This is a genomic window from Robertmurraya korlensis NBRC 107688 (genome assembly GCF_001591645.1).
Taxonomy (GTDB): Bacteria; Bacillota; Bacilli; order Bacillales; family Cytobacillaceae; genus Robertmurraya_A.
This window is the reverse complement of the sequence record NZ_BCVH01000001.1, coordinates 717,363-732,062: the sequence shown is the minus strand read 5'-3', so window position 1 is coordinate 732,062 and position 14,700 is coordinate 717,363. Positions and strand designations below refer to the sequence as shown.

The window sequence follows — 14,700 nt, the reverse complement described above, 5'->3', positions numbered from 1 at the left end:
TTCACCCATTTTCTTCATGATGTACCGTTATTATTTACGCAAATGAAGAAAGGATACTTTTAAGAAGAAATATGTGATTTAGGTAACTGGAACGTTTCTCTTACTAGTGCTCGTATGATTGGACATTGTTTCTACCATCATTCTTTGCTTTATATAATGCCTTGTCCGCTTCTTCAATAAGTGTATCAAGATCTTTCTTAGTTGAAACCGTGCTAAGCCCCATCGAAATCGTTAATACTCCGTTAGGCTGTTGTTCTTCACCCGGAAAAGGGTACGTCTCTACCAAATTTCTAAATCGGTCCGCAATCGTAAAGGCCGTTTTCCTATCGGATACATTAGAGAAACAAATAATAAATTCCTCTCCCCCATACCTCGCAAACACATCGTCTCTTCGCATACTATCCTTTAGGAGTTGTCCAATCGTTCGAAGGACAATATCTCCAGCAGGATGCCCATGATTGTCGTTGTATACCTTAAAATAGTCCACATCAAACATTGCAATGACAAATGGATGCTCTTTTTTAAGATAGGCATTTACCTTATTTTTAAAATAACGAAGATTGTATAAACTCGTCATATTATCGTGCGTTGAATGGAATTCCAACTCTTTACGAGTGAGTAAGTTTGCATTCACATCATTATTGATTAATGTGATTACTGATAATGCAATGGCTTCAAAAGTAATCATAAGAATAATGTTGGTTAGGTTCGCAGGTGTTGTCCAAAACATTAGAAAGGATTTGATCAGCTCGTAAAAAATAAAACCTGTAAACATATTCTTGAAGGTCAGAACCGTATAAGGGGGATTAAAGTGTTTTTTTCTATGAAACAATGCCCCAATTACATAAGGAGCAATAATTGCCTGAGTAATCCCTTGGATAACGGTTGGTCCTCCTAAATCATATCTGTACCATATAGGTAAAAGAATTGATAGAATTCCCCACTTCCATCCCATAAGAGTGGAGATGAAGAAAAGGGGCACTCCCCTTAAATCTATTCTCATTCCATCAATTAGTAGTGGATGATGCATCACCCAAACGCTCAATAAGCTAATGAAAAGTGGTAAAATCCAAAGAACGATTTTTACATTTTTGTATTTAGAAATATACACTTCTTTTAATTTTAGAGTTATGTACATAAAAGAAATAATCAAAGCCATATTGGAGATAAAAATATCAATTATATCGTGCATAGCAACAATCCCTTCTATAAAAAGCATTTCCATTTTACCAGACTACATGTAATATTTCACTTTTTTAGGAAATAAAATGAGAGATCCTATTAACCAAGATCTCTCATTGTTTATTAACTAGTCCGTTTTCACTTTCTTAACTAGCTCTTCAAGTTCACTAGACATTTTTTGTAGTCCTTCAGCAACACCCTCTATTTGAAGAATAGAAGAGAATTGCTCATTGGTATACGTATTGACATGTGAGGTTTGTATATTATTTAACTTGGACATTTCCGCTATGTCATGAATGATAGCAGATAATACTTCAAACCGTTCTGTCATTTTTTCCACTATCGAATTCGTTTCGTCAATTTGTTTGGATACTTCTTCGGCATAATTTAAGATTCCAACCAATGAAGTACCCGTTTGGCGAACGTACATAATCCCACTGTCTACCTCTTTAATCCCTTTTTGCATCGCTTCCTTCGCTTGGATTGTCCTCATTTGGATTTCTGCAATGATACCCTCAATCTGGAAGGCAGAGCTTTTAGAGTGTTCGGCCAACTTTCTTACTTCCGATGCAACAACAGCAAATCCTTTCCCATGTTCACCCGCGCGTGCAGCTTCAATCGCAGCATTTAGTGCTAATAGATTGGTTTGTTCTGTAATATCTGTCATTACTTTCAATATACTTCCAATCTCTTGAGACCTTTGATCAAGCTGCCCAATGGTCTCTGCTAACCCTGTAACTGAATCATGAATATAATCCATTTGAGAAATCGTTTGATTGATTGCTTGTTCTCCCATTTTTGCTTCTTTAACAGTCTCACGCGAGCTACTCCACACCACCGAAGAGCTCTCAGAGACTTTCTTTACATCTCTCAACATCTCCCTCATTGCAAGTTCATTTTCCTTAGACGCTGAATCTTGTCTTTCGGACCTATTGGCTATTTCCATGGAAGTAGAAGAGATTTCTTCTGCTGATGTTTTTGTAATGTTTATACTATTCACTAGATCATTGATCGTTTGTAATGTTGTCCTTACTGTTGTTTCGAGCTGGACATAAATTTGCGAAAATTTCACACGATTCTCTTCACGTTCCTTGTTAGTCACTTCTTCAAAACGAAGTTTATTGACGATTTGTAAAATAGTCGCTCCACTCGTTAGTACTAAAAACAAAGCGTGTAACAAGAATATAGTGAATGGGAAAACACTAGTACCACTAAGTAGTTCTGGAGAAAATAAAAACCCTAATAAATGGTGAACTGCGAAGATGACAGTACTAATAACGATTAATTTAATTGACTCGTAATAGGCCAATACGGCAATAACCATAAAAATAGAGAAGTGATATTCCACCATACCTCCTCCGGCAATCATGGATATACTGATAAAGGTTAGTGTAACCGTATGCACTAGTGGAAGGAATGTATGATAAGTAACCCATTTATGATACAAAAGTAAAGAAATAATATAGAGCAGAGTTGGTACTAACAAAAATATATTTAATATAAATCCATTAGGAACAGCATGTGTATGTGATGCTTGTAAGAGATCAAAAAAATCAAAATATCTGTGCGTGACATGAACGCCAATAAGCAGTAAAACAAAAATCCCTGTTAATAAATTCATAATTCTTAATTTTCCTAGTGTGGCTTCCATCGTATTCTCCCCCTCATGAATAAAGCTTCTATTCTATATTTCGACAATATTCGACATTTTTCTAGTGGTTCCAAAAATAAAAATGAAAACAGCAAAAACCCAGATTTACGAACCAATCTGGGTTTATGGTTATCTTGGTTTATTGAGAGCTTACTGTGAAATATGAAGTACTTCATATAGGGTGATTGAGGGGGAAGGTTCGATTATAGGCTCTTCATGAAAAAAGCGAAAGTGACTATATCTCCATTTATCAGGGTTATATATCAGTAAACTCCCCACACTTATTTCAACATTTTGAATAAACGTATCACATGTATAAAAGTTCGTATTCATTAAAGTTCCAGCTTCCTGAATCGTCCCTTGATACTCCACTACATATCGGCTTTTCTCGAACCCTTCATTGAAGACCATGGAGTTAGGAACACCAATTGAGATATGTTGCCATCCAAACGATTCTAATATATTGTCATAATATCCTTCGAATAAAAACCGGTTCATTCCATCCGGGTCCTCCCAAAGATATAGAGGTGCATAGGAATTGGATAGGTTGTCTTGTCTGCCCTTTTCCGTAATTAGATAGGCTTTGAAAATAAGCCCGCGGAACCCGTCCATCTTTGAGCCATTTTGCTCTACCCTATCTCTAATAATACCCATATCATAATCCTTTGGCAAAATGATCTTATACTGCATTCCTATCATCTTCTCACATCCTCATCCTTTACTATAAATATGATAGGGCAGAAATAAGTACTGGTAAAATAGTTATCTTTTATGATGGTATCATTTACAATTATGCCTATAAGGGGATGATTTCATTGGAATTAAATGATCTAATTATTTTTAAGACAGTAGTTACAGAAGGATCAATTAGTAAAGCAGCAAAGGAATTAGGTTATGTACAACCAAATGTTACAGAAAGAATCAAAAGACTAGAAGAAGAGCTAGAAACACCCTTACTCCATCGAACAAATAAAGGGGTCACATTACTGCCTTCTGGTGAAATTTTATTAGGTTATACAAATAAGATCTTGAAGTTATTAGAAGAGGCTAGAAATGAAATTCAATTGGAGAACAAACCCTATCGTATCGGGACGAGCCAAGCCATCCTTTTAAATTATTTGCACACACGAATAAATGAGAATGTCACGGACTTTCAACTATATATGGAAAATAGTAGCCGATTGCTCCCACTCTTACAATCACAAAAGGTGGATATGATCATCACCTATCTAAATCATCAAGATCCTGAACTACATAACGTATTCAGCTCGACCATCTCCATGGGGCTTTTAAAAACGAAAGGGAAAACAACCATCGATTTTTCAAAAGAGGTCTTTTTTGTAAATCATGATACGATGTGTCCTTATCGAAATCGAACCATTGAATTTTTGGAGGAACAAAAATTATCTAAGAACCAACTTCAGCAAGTTGATTCATATTCTCTTATCAAGGAATTGGTTGCTCATGGGCAAGGTATTGCTTTTTTGCCTATCGATAACAAGCCTTTAGAAGTCATTAAGACAGTAGCGGTAAAACCTTTACCGGTTTACTTTTTCAGCTCCTCATCTAATAGAAAATCTGTCCCAAGGATGATTTTTGAATAACATAGGTACGAAAAAAGCTGACTGCTCAGTCAGCTTTTTCCTGATTTTGAAGCTCCAATTCTGCTTTCATCCGTTCTTCCTCTTCATCAACACTGATACGGGCAATTTGTTCGATAAGCTGGTGATGCACTTGGTCCATATCTTCCTGACATTCAAAAGGGTCTTTTTGGTTCAATGCCTACACTCTCCTTCCAGAAACATAAGTATTTGCTATTTTTAGTTTTCTACAAAACATTTAGCAATACTCTATATATTTAGGGGGATTTGTTTTTAAAAAATAACTATATAAAAACGGTAAGTGTATACTGCATAATAATGAAGATAGGAGGTCCAATATGAAAATAGTCGTTATTTCTGATACACATATGCCAAAGAAAGCAAAAGCACTTCCTCACCAGGTCGTTACGGAATTACAGAAAAGTGATCTGATCATTCATGCAGGAGATTGGCAGACCGTAGAGGTTTATCATAAGTTATTACAATACGGAGAAGTAAAAGGCGTGTTTGGAAACGTGGACTCAGATGAGGTGAGCTCCCTTCTTCCCGAAAAGCTAATAATAGAAGTAGAAGGATTCAAAATTGGAGTCGTTCATGGTCATGGCAAACGCTGGACAACAGAGAGGCGTGCGGTGGAAGCCTTTTCGGAAACACCTGTTGACTGTATTATCTTTGGACATTCTCATATTCCGGTTCTAAAAGTAGTGAATGGTGTTCTCTTATTCAATCCAGGATCTTGTACGGACAAAAGAAGACAGCCGAAACCTTCGTTCGGTATCATTTCCGTGAACAACGGACTTCATGCGGAGCATGTGTTTTTTGAAAAAGAATAAGTAAATATACATCAAAAAAGCAGAGGTGTTCCCTCTGCCCCTTAAATCTTTATATCGGTTCCCGAATTCCGATCCTTCGGTTTCACTGACTTTTTCAACTGAAAAAATACTTCCCGAATAGACGCAATAGCGATAAACAACATTCCCAGTCCGCACCAGATAAAAATGAGCCAATTAAAAAACTGATAGGCACCAAATGACATCTGTTAGCCTCCTTTTTATATGTTAATTTTGTGTTCCGGTTGATATTCTTTCAGCTTTCTAAAGTCATATTTCTTATTTGTAAATGGTAGGCTAAACAGGATAATAATAAATGGTAAAAAGAGTGATAGCATATTCCCTACAAACCAATTCAAATCATCATTGGCTATCATAAAGTAGGCTGCTAATCCCGATCCTAATCCAACAACAATCGACAACAACGAAACTTTAGGGTTTAAGCGACCAGACCATAAGCCAATAATTAACGACGCAGTTGGAGCAGCAAATAAGATACCACTAAATATATCAATGGTTAATAAGGACACACCATCTAAAAATAGAGCACAAATCCCAATAGTGATACCTAGTATAAAAATGATCCCTCGACCGAACGCAAGTTGTTGTTTTTCAGTCGCTTGTTTGTTCACGTACCTTTTATAAAAATCAATTGTCAGCATCGCTTGAAGTCCTGCAAGACCATTTCCACCCGTTGTTAATCCTGCCATAAAGATCATAATGACAAAGATGATTGCGCCACCGCTCCCAAGAAAATAATTAAATATATACGGCGCTGCTCCCGTAGATACCCCAAGCTCTTCTGAAGACACACCTAAATGATAGACACTTCCGCCAATCACATTACCAAATATCATTGGTATCGGTAACCAAGCAAGGATGGTTCCGATTAGATAGGCCCAAAACAATCCCTTTGAACTGGAAGCAGCGGCGGCTGTTGAATAATACCCCTGACTTAGAACAACCTGACCCATGGCAATGACCACAGCAGATAAACCATACATCCACCCGGCAGAGCCAAAGAAGTTCAACGCATCCGGATTGTGCTGTGGATGACCTGTATCCGTCGCAGCCCGTAGCATACCTTCGTACATATTTTCTAATCCAACGCTCTTAATAATAAGTGGAATCGTCACGAAAATAACTATCATAATAATGAAAAATTGGAAGACCGAATTATAGATGGAGCCTTTTAGCCCAGACATGGCAATGAAGCTTGAGAAGAGGATCGCTGATAGGAAAGCAACGATCTTAAAATTTAATTGAAAGGTATATTCGAAGGCATACGCAATTCCTACTGCCTGCATGACACAAACATATAAAACCAAGGCAATTCCAAAAAATAAATACACATTAGCTAACTTCGTACCGAATCGTTCGCGTATAAATTCAATAAATGTAGTGGTCTTTGGCATAATCTTTCTTAAACGTAACGCGATGGGGATGAAAATCATAAAGGGAACGACTGCCCCCCAGGCATAGTTAAAGCCGCCGTTAATTCCAAACCATACCCCCGCTTCTGCTGAAGCCATGATCGTGCCCGTCCAGATCCAGGCCACACAAACACTGGCTGCAACGAGGCCGAACGGAACTCTTCGTCCCGCCGTTAGCAAATCATCCACATTTTGATTGCCATCCTTTTTATTAATAAAAAGGGTAATGACCGTCATGATAATGGCAAATAGAATAATAACGGAATATCCCATCATTGGACTGTTCATACGATCGTTTCCCCCTTTCGATTTATGGCCGATTGGTACACACTTGGTCTCCGATCAGCTAGATAACAGAACTTATCTCTAGCAGCCTTTATCTCAGAAAAATCTACTTCGACATAATATTGATTCTCCTCTCCACCACCTAGAACTAATAACTCTCCAAATGGATTGGCAGCTGCACTTTGTCCAAAAAAGTGGGTTGTCTCCTCCACTCCAATCCGGTTCGTCGTAGCGACAAATACTTGATTTTCAGCTGCACGGCTTTGTATATAAGTCTTTTGTAAATGCTCCAGTGGTGTCATATTCGCGGTTGGAGCCAATATGATACTAGCTCCTTTTTCTGCTAGAATTCGAGCAGTCTCCGGAAACTCGGTGTCATAGCAAATCATGACCCCAATCGTACCGAAAACTGTTTGCCATACCGGAAAGTTCTGTCCTGCAGAAAAATACTTCTCTTCCTCATCCCATAAATGGACTTTTTGATATGTACCGACTATCTCCCCCTTCTGATCAATGATAACGGCCGAATTAAACACCTCCTCCTCTACTTTCTCTGGAAAACCTGCAATAATCATTAGGTTGTATTCACGGGCCCAGTCTTTTAGTTGAAGGATGCTCTCTCCATTGATGTCTTCCGCTAGTTCTTTTGTTTTTTCACGGGTAAAATAACCTGTTAACACAAGTTCAGGAAACAAGATAAGCTGGCATTTCTGCAGGGATGCTTTCTGGATATGGTAATGCATCATTTCGAGGTTTTTCGGTTTATCATGGAGTACAGGCTTCATTTGTACTAAAGCTATTTTCATAGACTTCCCACCTTGTGTTAATATTTTGATTAATCTGACATTTCTTGATGTAATTATATCCTGTGGAGCTGTGATTAACCCTAGTCACATTGTTAAATTTTTATAGGGTTGTTTTTAACATAATGTTAAAGGACTAGGTTTATGCTTTATTATAAAAATATGACTCTTGTTTCATCTATAAGCTAGTAATATTTTCTAACAAGGAACATTCCGTATATTATCTTTTACCGTGTTCTAACCGTTTAACAGTTTGATATGTTACAAGGTATAATGGATAAGACTTTTGAATAGAAATGGAGTTTTCATATGAGAATTTTAGGAGCAATTGCAGGTTTTTTTACAGTGGATTTTCTTTTTCACATCATAGATGCGTTAGCATTTGGGATGAAAGCCAACACAGCACCAGAACGAATTGGAGCGGTTGGATTTGGGATACTCATCCTTCTTATACTTATGACATTGTTTTACCGATTCTTTTCGAAATCCTTTTTCCATGGATTTATCGTGGCAACCGGTCTGTTCCTAAGTTTTGATATTGTTGTATTTCATTGGATCTTTCAGCTTCACCGAATTACCAGTGGGCCAGAAGCCAATTGGTTGGAGCCATTGTTTGTAGTAGGTGGAACGTGTCTTTTATTATATGGGATTAGAAGAGAACGAACATTTAGAATAAGTGAGAATAAGGAAATAGGTTTATAATGAATAATCTATTAACGATGAAGGGTGCTCAATGTATTCATTGAGCACCTTTACATCTTTTCAGCACAAAACCTGGTTCACGTAAAAGCAAATCTGGAGAGGTTTAAATGTTCAATAGGGAGTTCCGTTTCCCCTTTACTATGTAGATCTAAGGCAATTTTCCCCATGACAGGTGCCATTTTGAACCCGTGACCGGAATAGCCTCCCAACATATACACATGTTTCAGATGAGGGACTTGACCAATAATGGCGTGCTCATCAGACATATATCCGTCCATATACACTCCTATTCTAGTAGGAGCTGGGAGAATTCCGTTCATATGAACTTTCACAAAGGAATTGATTTGTTGAAGTTCCTCGGGTGTCACCTCCCTATTTACCTTATCTGGGTTAGACACTTCATCATAATAACCAACACGTGAAATTTTCACCATACTTCCATCCAGTACAGGAATCCCAAAGTAGTCATGGTCTTTTCCTAATCGAGCAAAAACTGGAAAGCGTTCCTTCGTGTATTGGCTGATATCTTTTGAAGGATACCAGGTCATAACAATCCGTTTGACAGAAAAGTGTGGCTCTACCTGTGGCATAAATTGTTTGGTCCATGGCCCTGCGGTAATATACACTTTATCAAATTTGTATTCTCTACTATTTGCTTTTACAATGACCCCTTCCCCAGAATGATAGATATCTTCTACTTTTGTATATGAAAGGATCTCAGCCCCCTTTTCCTTAGCTGCTTCTGCTGCAGCCACAACAGCTAGTTCCGGTCTAATAAAGCCGGCTTGTTTATCTAATACAGCCATTTCGGTTTTGGATAGCTTGTGCTGAGGATATCTTCGCATGACCTCTTGACTGGTTAATATTTCGTGATCGAGCTTATACTCTTCCACACTTTTTAAAACATTCCCAAGAACCGTCTCTTCCCCAATCATCAAGCCACCATTTAACATGAGTAGATTGGTGTTTGTTTCTTGTTCAAGCTCTCTCCAAAGCTTATATGACTCTAGTAATAGTGGTACATATTCCGGTCCCTCGAAATAAGCCGTACGAAACACCCTTGATTCCCCGCCTGCTGCTGAGCGATCGTGACCGATTCCGAATTGTTCAAAACCAATAACCGAAATTCCCGCTTTCGCTAGTTGCCACATAAGCATGCTCCCCATTGTACCTACACCAATCACACCCACAGTCTCTTTCATCGTTCATCCACTCCTATTTTCTATTTTCAAGTATCCTATCTGTTTAACAGAAGGGTAGGTAAATATAGAGCTACTTCAGGGAAAAAAGTAGTGATGACTAGGGTTGGAACCCAGGCGAAAATGATTAATAAAAATGTAGGCCCAAGCATCTCTTTTACAGGTGTTTTTCCAATTCTTGACCCTAAATATAGTAATGGAGCGGTTGGTGGAGTAATACAGCCTAAACCAAGGTTGACCCCTACGATGGCTGCAAAATGAATCGGATCGACTTCTATATTCATGGCAATTGGTAGAAGAACAGGGGTAGCTAGCAATACGGCACTTGCATCGTCCATCAGCATCCCTATGATTAAAAGAATTAAATTAATGATTAACAATAATAGAACCTTATTTTCTGTAATTGATAGTAACAAGTCCGTTAGTCTGGCCGGTACGCCTTCCATCACAAAGATTCGACTTAACATCATGATCGAAAAAAGCATGATCATAATCGTTCCTGTTGTTGTCGCTGTTTTCGTCAGCTCCTCGAAGAAGTTTTTTCTGTTCAATCTTTTATATATCCAAAAACCAACAGGAATGGTATAAACAACGGCAATCCCCGCCGCTTCCGTCGGAGTTACGAAACCACCATAAATCCCCCCTAATATAATGACCGGAAGCATTAGTCCCGGAACGGCAGAAATGGTACTCTTTCTTAGACGGATGGTGAATTTCTCATCTGTATAGTCACCTTTTGGAGTGATTTTTGCTATTCTAAAATACACAATATTAACGATACTTAAAAAGATGGCGAGGATAATCCCAGGGATTACGGTGGCTAAGAAACTAGCCAAAACGGATTGATTCGATGCCCAAGCATATAAAATCATTAATCCGCTCGGAGGAATGAGAAGTCCCAATACGGAAGCACTTGTTATCAAGGAAGTAGTAAATCCTCGTGGATAGCCATTTTTCTCTAAACGCGGCATAATAATGGAGCCTATACTGGTTAAGGCTGCAGAACCGCTACCTGAAATAGCACCAAAGATCCCACAGGATACGATGGCAACAATACCTAATCCTCCTTTTGTCTTTCCTACCAGGACATCGGCAAGATCAACGATTTTGTCCCCAATTCCCCCACGGTCCATTAAGCCTCCGGCCATAATAAAGAGCGGGATCGCGAGCAGCACGACATTTCCAATCTGGCTAAACCCATAAGGAACCAAGAAACTTGAATCATATCCAAGTGAAAAAATCAGGTAGATGATGGTGGTAAAAAAGGCAAATGGTACCGCAACCCCGATCATCAACAAAAGCACTAAAAGTAGTAAGGCTATGACGATCTCCATTTACTTCACCCACTCTTTCTTCCAATCTCTTACTCGATTAACAAGATGGATAAGATTATAAAGAACGATTAAAACGAAGGAAACCAACACTGAGGAATAAACAACAAACAAAGGGATTCCCCAAATGGCTGTTGCACCTTTTGCGGTATAACTCCAATAGAATTGATTAAAGCTCCAAACGAAAAAGAATACAGAGGAAACAAAAGTAATAGTTAAGGCTAATAGATTTACGATAAAACGCACTCGTTGGTTTTTTATAAAATCATTAGACATATCAGCGGAAATATGACTATTTTCATAGCTTGCATACGAAGCCCCCATAAAATAGAGATAAAAGGCTGGAAGAAGTAGAAGCTCCTCGATTCCTTGAATATCCTCTTTGATTACATATCGTAATATTACAATTACCGCTAAAAGCAGCACAATCCCGATACTCGAAAGGATCATTAATAATTTCTGGATTTTGCTTAACCAACCCCAAATGCTTGAAAGAATAGTCACATTAACACCTCTTTCCATTAGATCGTAGTGATTGTAGAAAGTAGGGCATAATCAATACTTTCTTAAAAATGCCCTAAAATTCCCACCTGTTCGAAAATTCCGTAAATTATTGTTCGATTGATTCTTTAATTTTTTGAATCACATCTTTTCCATATTCCTCTTCTAATTTAGGCCAAGTGTTTGTTCGGGCAAGCTCAGCTAATTTTGTAAGCTCTTCAGCACTGAACTCTGTTACATCGATTCCCTCTTCTGCCATTTTGTCACGATAGGACTGTTCATTCTTAGCAGCAATCTCAAAGCTTTCGTTCATCGTATCCGTTGCAACGGATTGAATCAGCTTTTGATCCTCTTCACTTAATTCCTTCCAAAGGCTATCACTAATTAGGATGGAACTTGCATCCATAAAGTCATTCGTTTGGTAATAATACTTGATTGCATCTCTAAAACCTTCGTAGTTACTAGAAGAACTTCCCCCTGTCCATCCATCTGCTACACCCGTTTGTAAAGCCGTATATAAGTCGGCGTAAGGAATGCCCGTTGTACGGAAACCAAGGTCCTCCATTGGTTGGTTAAAGAGGAGCATTTGTGGCACACGTAGGGTAATGTCTTTGTTTGCATTAGAATCAAAAATATTCTGAATCTCTTTTTTGCTTCCGATTCCGCCGAAACCTTCCATATGGAATCCAAGTAACTTAACACTTTGTTTTGCGTGTACATCTGTTAATAAGCTATAAATATAGTTATCTGGGGAATATACTTTTTTCGCTTCCTCATAATTAGATACTAGATAAGGAAGATACGTAATACCCAACAGCTTATCAAGCTGGGTTGGAACACTAATCAAAGCCATATCAATCGTTCCTCTACTAACTTCTTCATAAACGGTTGAGTAGTCCCCTAATTGATTATTCGGAAACATTTGAATCTCAATACGACCATCCGATTCTTCCTTGATTCGGTCAACCAACTTTTTCATAGCTAGTGAGGATGGATGACTGTCAGGAACATGTCCTGCCATTTTCAGCTTATACGTCTTTTCTCCTGAGTCAGAGTTTTCATTTGATGCTTGGTTGGATCCACAGCCTGCGAGAATAATAGACAAAATGAATATGATACTCAAAACTAAAGTTTTCGTTTTTTTCACTTGAATTCCCCCATTTTTTATTATTTATTATTCACTTACTACCACAGCTACGTTGTTCCCTACCTGGCTTCCAATTCTTACCCCTTCTGTCACGGCATCAAAGTATCTTCTTGGTGCTAATGCATCTCCTGCTACATGCAGATTATCTTTTAATGGCGTTTGTTTTAATTCTTCATATAACTCTGTGTTAGCTTTTCTAAAACCTACAAATAATACATAATCAAACCCTTCTACTTTCCTGGTTTGATCCGACCATACCCCTCTTAAGAAGAGGTTTGCCTTCTCATCGATTTCCATTTCTTCGTTAGGAGTACATATAACTTGGTTATTTGACAACCTTCTCATCATCGCTGGGAGCTGGGTAGGATCAAGCGTGTCTGCTACCTGTAAAAATGGAGTGACCAACTCTACTTTGGATTGAGTCGTTTCCACTAGATAGTTCGCAATCCCGCCTCCACGATGATGTCCTTCAATATCATACACAAGTACGTTGGATCCTTCTTTTATTGTGACGTTTCCCTGTAACACATCTAGGTCTGTGGCGAAGATGGCTGAAGAATGGGGAACCTGGAATGGAATCGCACTTGTTGAACCCGTTGCGATCACCACTTCATCCGGTTGTTCATTGACTATCGTCTCGACGATCACTCTTTTTCCTAAATGAAAAGTAACCCCTAGTCTGATAAGCTCACGTTGTAACCAGTTAATATGTAACCCAATATGTGGTCTTGCTGGTAACTTGGTCGCTAATGATACTTGCCCACCTAATTGGGTTTTCTCTTCATAAAGAATGACTTCAAGGCCTCGCTCTGCTGCTACTCGAGCCGCTTCAAGTCCTGTTGGGCCTCCCCCAACAATCACTATTTTTCGCTGATTCGGACTCTTCGTTCTCTTTACTAATTCAGGATGCATTACCTCAGCATTAACGGTACATAAGGCTTTCGTTCCCTGATACATACGGCCGATACAACCTTCATTACAAGCGATACAAGGTCGAATTTCTTCGGCTCTGCCTTGAAAGGCTTTAATAGGAAGATCAGGGTCTGCTATAGTGGCCCTTGTCATAGCAACTAAGTCACATGTGCCAGCATTAAGGGTTTCCTCTGCCAACTCAACGTCTAATATTCGGCAAGCACCTAATATAGGAGTGGATAGTTCCTCTTTATATTTTTTAATAGACGGTAGATAGGTTCCCCTAGCATAAGTGTCACCTGGTACAGTACCCGCTTGAGTTTCAATCGTGATCCCCGTACCGCCACTAATATTAAACATGTCAATCTTTCCTGTTTCCTCTAATCGTTTGGCTATTTGAAGTAAGTCCTCACGGCTAAGCCCTGTGGTCGCACTATTTTGATCGGAGGTCAAACGGAAGCTAATGATAAAACCCTCAGAGACTGCTTGAGATACTGCTTCAACTACTTCTAGTGAAAACCGCATCCGATTTTCACAGCTTCCGCCATAATCATCTTTTCGGTTATTAATTTTCGGATTCCAAAATTGTTCAATAAGGTGATCGCCAAAAGAGGTAATTTCAATTCCATCCCAGCCGCATCGTTCTAATCTTTTTGCTGCTTCAGCAAATGAGGTAATGATGGACTTGATTTCATCTGTTTCTAATACATGTGGAATTTCTCGGTGTGAAGGTTCTGGTATATCAGAAGGGGCCATAAGTGGTCTAAATGAGTTTCGAGAGTCTCCTCTTCTTCCTAAATGACTTGCTTGTGAAATGATATAGGCTCCATGTTCATGGACCTCTTTTGCCATTCTTTTTAAGACGGGCTCATTTCGTTCATCCCACAAGCTGACGGAACCATGTATCGTACCCGCAGCTTTATGTACGTTTGCTGCACCAAAACACATAATCAATCCAGCTCCGCCTTTTGCTCTTCGAATAAAATGATCAGCATACTTATCGGTAATCACTCCATCTTGGTCCCAGCCAAGCGCATGGGCAGTCACAACAATTCGATTTTTCAATGTTTTTGATTTTAACTGAAACGTTGACCCTAATTTTTCTAGTTTAGAAGACATCTAG

15 protein-coding genes are annotated in these 14,700 nt (G+C 38.8%); 3 read left to right on the top strand and 12 right to left on the bottom strand.

Annotation, left to right across the window (positions count from 1 at the left end; genetic code table 11):
* Positions 1 to 103: 103 nt before the first annotated feature.
* The 3 genes from BKO01S_RS03620 to BKO01S_RS03610 form a co-directional block, all read right to left on the bottom strand.
* Positions 104 to 1,225 (bottom strand): GGDEF domain-containing protein, encoded by a 1,122-nt coding sequence (locus BKO01S_RS03620; RefSeq protein ID WP_232311146.1) that lies wholly within the window; start codon positions 1,223 to 1,225, stop codon positions 104 to 106.
* Between the two features lie 84 nt (positions 1,226 to 1,309).
* The gene (locus BKO01S_RS03615; protein ID WP_066048725.1) at positions 1,310 to 2,833 is read right to left on the bottom strand and encodes a methyl-accepting chemotaxis protein; all 1,524 of its coding nucleotides are present in this window, start codon (positions 2,831 to 2,833) and stop codon (positions 1,310 to 1,312) included.
* A 150-nt stretch (positions 2,834 to 2,983) separates the two neighbouring features.
* Entirely contained in the window at positions 2,984 to 3,532 is a 549-nt protein-coding gene (locus tag BKO01S_RS03610) for a DUF4865 family protein (RefSeq protein ID WP_066048722.1), read from the bottom strand.
* 116 nt (positions 3,533 to 3,648) lie between these two features.
* On the opposite strand from BKO01S_RS03610, the gene BKO01S_RS03605 reads away from it, so the two are divergent.
* Positions 3,649 to 4,437, top strand: a complete 789-nt coding sequence (locus BKO01S_RS03605) for a LysR family transcriptional regulator (RefSeq protein WP_066048718.1) — start codon at positions 3,649 to 3,651, stop codon at positions 4,435 to 4,437.
* Positions 4,438 to 4,462: 25 nt separating this feature from the next.
* Here the strand turns inward: BKO01S_RS03605 and BKO01S_RS24565 are convergent, their stop codons facing one another.
* Entirely contained in the window at positions 4,463 to 4,612 is a 150-nt protein-coding gene (locus tag BKO01S_RS24565) for a hypothetical protein (RefSeq protein WP_198158756.1), read from the bottom strand.
* Positions 4,613 to 4,772: 160 nt separating this feature from the next.
* Between BKO01S_RS24565 and BKO01S_RS03600 the strand changes: the two genes are divergently transcribed.
* Complete coding sequence (locus BKO01S_RS03600) at positions 4,773 to 5,267, top strand: metallophosphoesterase family protein (protein WP_066048715.1); 495 nt, start codon at positions 4,773 to 4,775, stop codon at positions 5,265 to 5,267.
* Between the two features lie 41 nt (positions 5,268 to 5,308).
* Here BKO01S_RS03600 and BKO01S_RS24235 read toward each other — a convergent pair whose 3' ends face one another.
* Genes BKO01S_RS24235 through BKO01S_RS03590 form a run of 3 tightly spaced genes read right to left on the bottom strand, consistent with a single transcriptional unit; the run spans position 5,309 to position 7,788 of the window.
* Positions 5,309 to 5,470 (bottom strand): hypothetical protein, encoded by a 162-nt coding sequence (locus BKO01S_RS24235; RefSeq protein ID WP_157077276.1) that lies wholly within the window; start codon positions 5,468 to 5,470, stop codon positions 5,309 to 5,311.
* A 15-nt stretch (positions 5,471 to 5,485) separates the two neighbouring features.
* On the bottom strand, positions 5,486 to 6,985 hold the full coding sequence (locus BKO01S_RS03595; RefSeq protein WP_066048712.1) for a sodium:solute symporter family transporter: 1,500 nt from the start codon (positions 6,983 to 6,985) through the stop codon (positions 5,486 to 5,488).
* The gene (locus BKO01S_RS03590) at positions 6,982 to 7,788 is read right to left on the bottom strand and encodes a carbon-nitrogen hydrolase family protein (RefSeq protein ID WP_066048709.1); all 807 of its coding nucleotides are present in this window, start codon (positions 7,786 to 7,788) and stop codon (positions 6,982 to 6,984) included. The genes BKO01S_RS03595 and BKO01S_RS03590 overlap by 4 nt, the downstream gene beginning before the upstream one ends.
* Positions 7,789 to 8,094: 306 nt before the next feature.
* Between BKO01S_RS03590 and BKO01S_RS03585 the strand changes: the two genes are divergently transcribed.
* Positions 8,095 to 8,487, top strand: coding sequence for a DUF2243 domain-containing protein (locus BKO01S_RS03585; RefSeq protein ID WP_066048706.1), 393 nt, complete (start codon positions 8,095 to 8,097; stop codon positions 8,485 to 8,487).
* Between the two features lie 77 nt (positions 8,488 to 8,564).
* On the opposite strand, the gene solA is transcribed toward BKO01S_RS03585, so the two are convergent.
* The 5 genes from solA to BKO01S_RS03560 all read right to left on the bottom strand — a co-directional run bounded on the left by solA (position 8,565) and on the right by BKO01S_RS03560 (position 14,696).
* Positions 8,565 to 9,689, bottom strand: coding sequence for an N-methyl-L-tryptophan oxidase (gene solA, locus BKO01S_RS03580; protein ID WP_066048703.1), 1,125 nt, complete (start codon positions 9,687 to 9,689; stop codon positions 8,565 to 8,567).
* A 35-nt stretch (positions 9,690 to 9,724) separates the two neighbouring features.
* Positions 9,725 to 11,020, bottom strand: a complete 1,296-nt coding sequence (locus BKO01S_RS03575; RefSeq protein ID WP_066048700.1) for a TRAP transporter large permease — start codon at positions 11,018 to 11,020, stop codon at positions 9,725 to 9,727.
* The gene (locus BKO01S_RS03570; RefSeq protein WP_066048697.1) at positions 11,021 to 11,521 is read right to left on the bottom strand and encodes a TRAP transporter small permease; all 501 of its coding nucleotides are present in this window, start codon (positions 11,519 to 11,521) and stop codon (positions 11,021 to 11,023) included.
* Positions 11,522 to 11,627: 106 nt separating this feature from the next.
* Positions 11,628 to 12,665 carry a TRAP transporter substrate-binding protein DctP gene (gene dctP, locus BKO01S_RS03565; RefSeq protein ID WP_066048694.1) on the bottom strand — a complete coding sequence of 346 codons (1,038 nt, stop codon included), beginning with the start codon at positions 12,663 to 12,665 and terminating at the stop codon, positions 11,628 to 11,630.
* Positions 12,666 to 12,692: 27 nt separating this feature from the next.
* On the bottom strand, positions 12,693 to 14,696 hold the full coding sequence (locus BKO01S_RS03560; protein WP_066048692.1) for an oxidoreductase: 2,004 nt from the start codon (positions 14,694 to 14,696) through the stop codon (positions 12,693 to 12,695).
* Positions 14,697 to 14,700: the final 4 nt, after the last annotated feature.

Excerpts from the sequence above, each read along its gene's own strand:
- BKO01S_RS03585 (WP_066048706.1), top strand. The coding sequence starts at position 8,095 with ATGAGAATTTTAGGAGCAATTGCAGGTTTTTTTACAGTGGATTTTCTT.
- BKO01S_RS03575 (WP_066048700.1), bottom strand. The coding sequence starts at position 11,020 with ATGGAGATCGTCATAGCCTTACTACTTTTAGTGCTTTTGTTGATGATC.
- BKO01S_RS03595 (WP_066048712.1), bottom strand. The coding sequence starts at position 6,985 with ATGAACAGTCCAATGATGGGATATTCCGTTATTATTCTATTTGCCATT.
- BKO01S_RS03610 (WP_066048722.1), bottom strand. The coding sequence starts at position 3,532 with ATGATAGGAATGCAGTATAAGATCATTTTGCCAAAGGATTATGATATG.
- BKO01S_RS03600 (WP_066048715.1), top strand. The coding sequence starts at position 4,773 with ATGAAAATAGTCGTTATTTCTGATACACATATGCCAAAGAAAGCAAAA.
- BKO01S_RS03620 (WP_232311146.1), bottom strand. The coding sequence starts at position 1,225 with ATGGAAATGCTTTTTATAGAAGGGATTGTTGCTATGCACGATATAATT.
- BKO01S_RS24235 (WP_157077276.1), bottom strand. The coding sequence starts at position 5,470 with ATGTCATTTGGTGCCTATCAGTTTTTTAATTGGCTCATTTTTATCTGG.
- BKO01S_RS03615 (WP_066048725.1), bottom strand. The coding sequence starts at position 2,833 with ATGGAAGCCACACTAGGAAAATTAAGAATTATGAATTTATTAACAGGG.
- BKO01S_RS03590 (WP_066048709.1), bottom strand. The coding sequence starts at position 7,788 with ATGAAAATAGCTTTAGTACAAATGAAGCCTGTACTCCATGATAAACCG.
- solA (WP_066048703.1), bottom strand. The coding sequence starts at position 9,689 with ATGAAAGAGACTGTGGGTGTGATTGGTGTAGGTACAATGGGGAGCATG.
- BKO01S_RS03560 (WP_066048692.1), bottom strand. The coding sequence starts at position 14,696 with ATGTCTTCTAAACTAGAAAAATTAGGGTCAACGTTTCAGTTAAAATCA.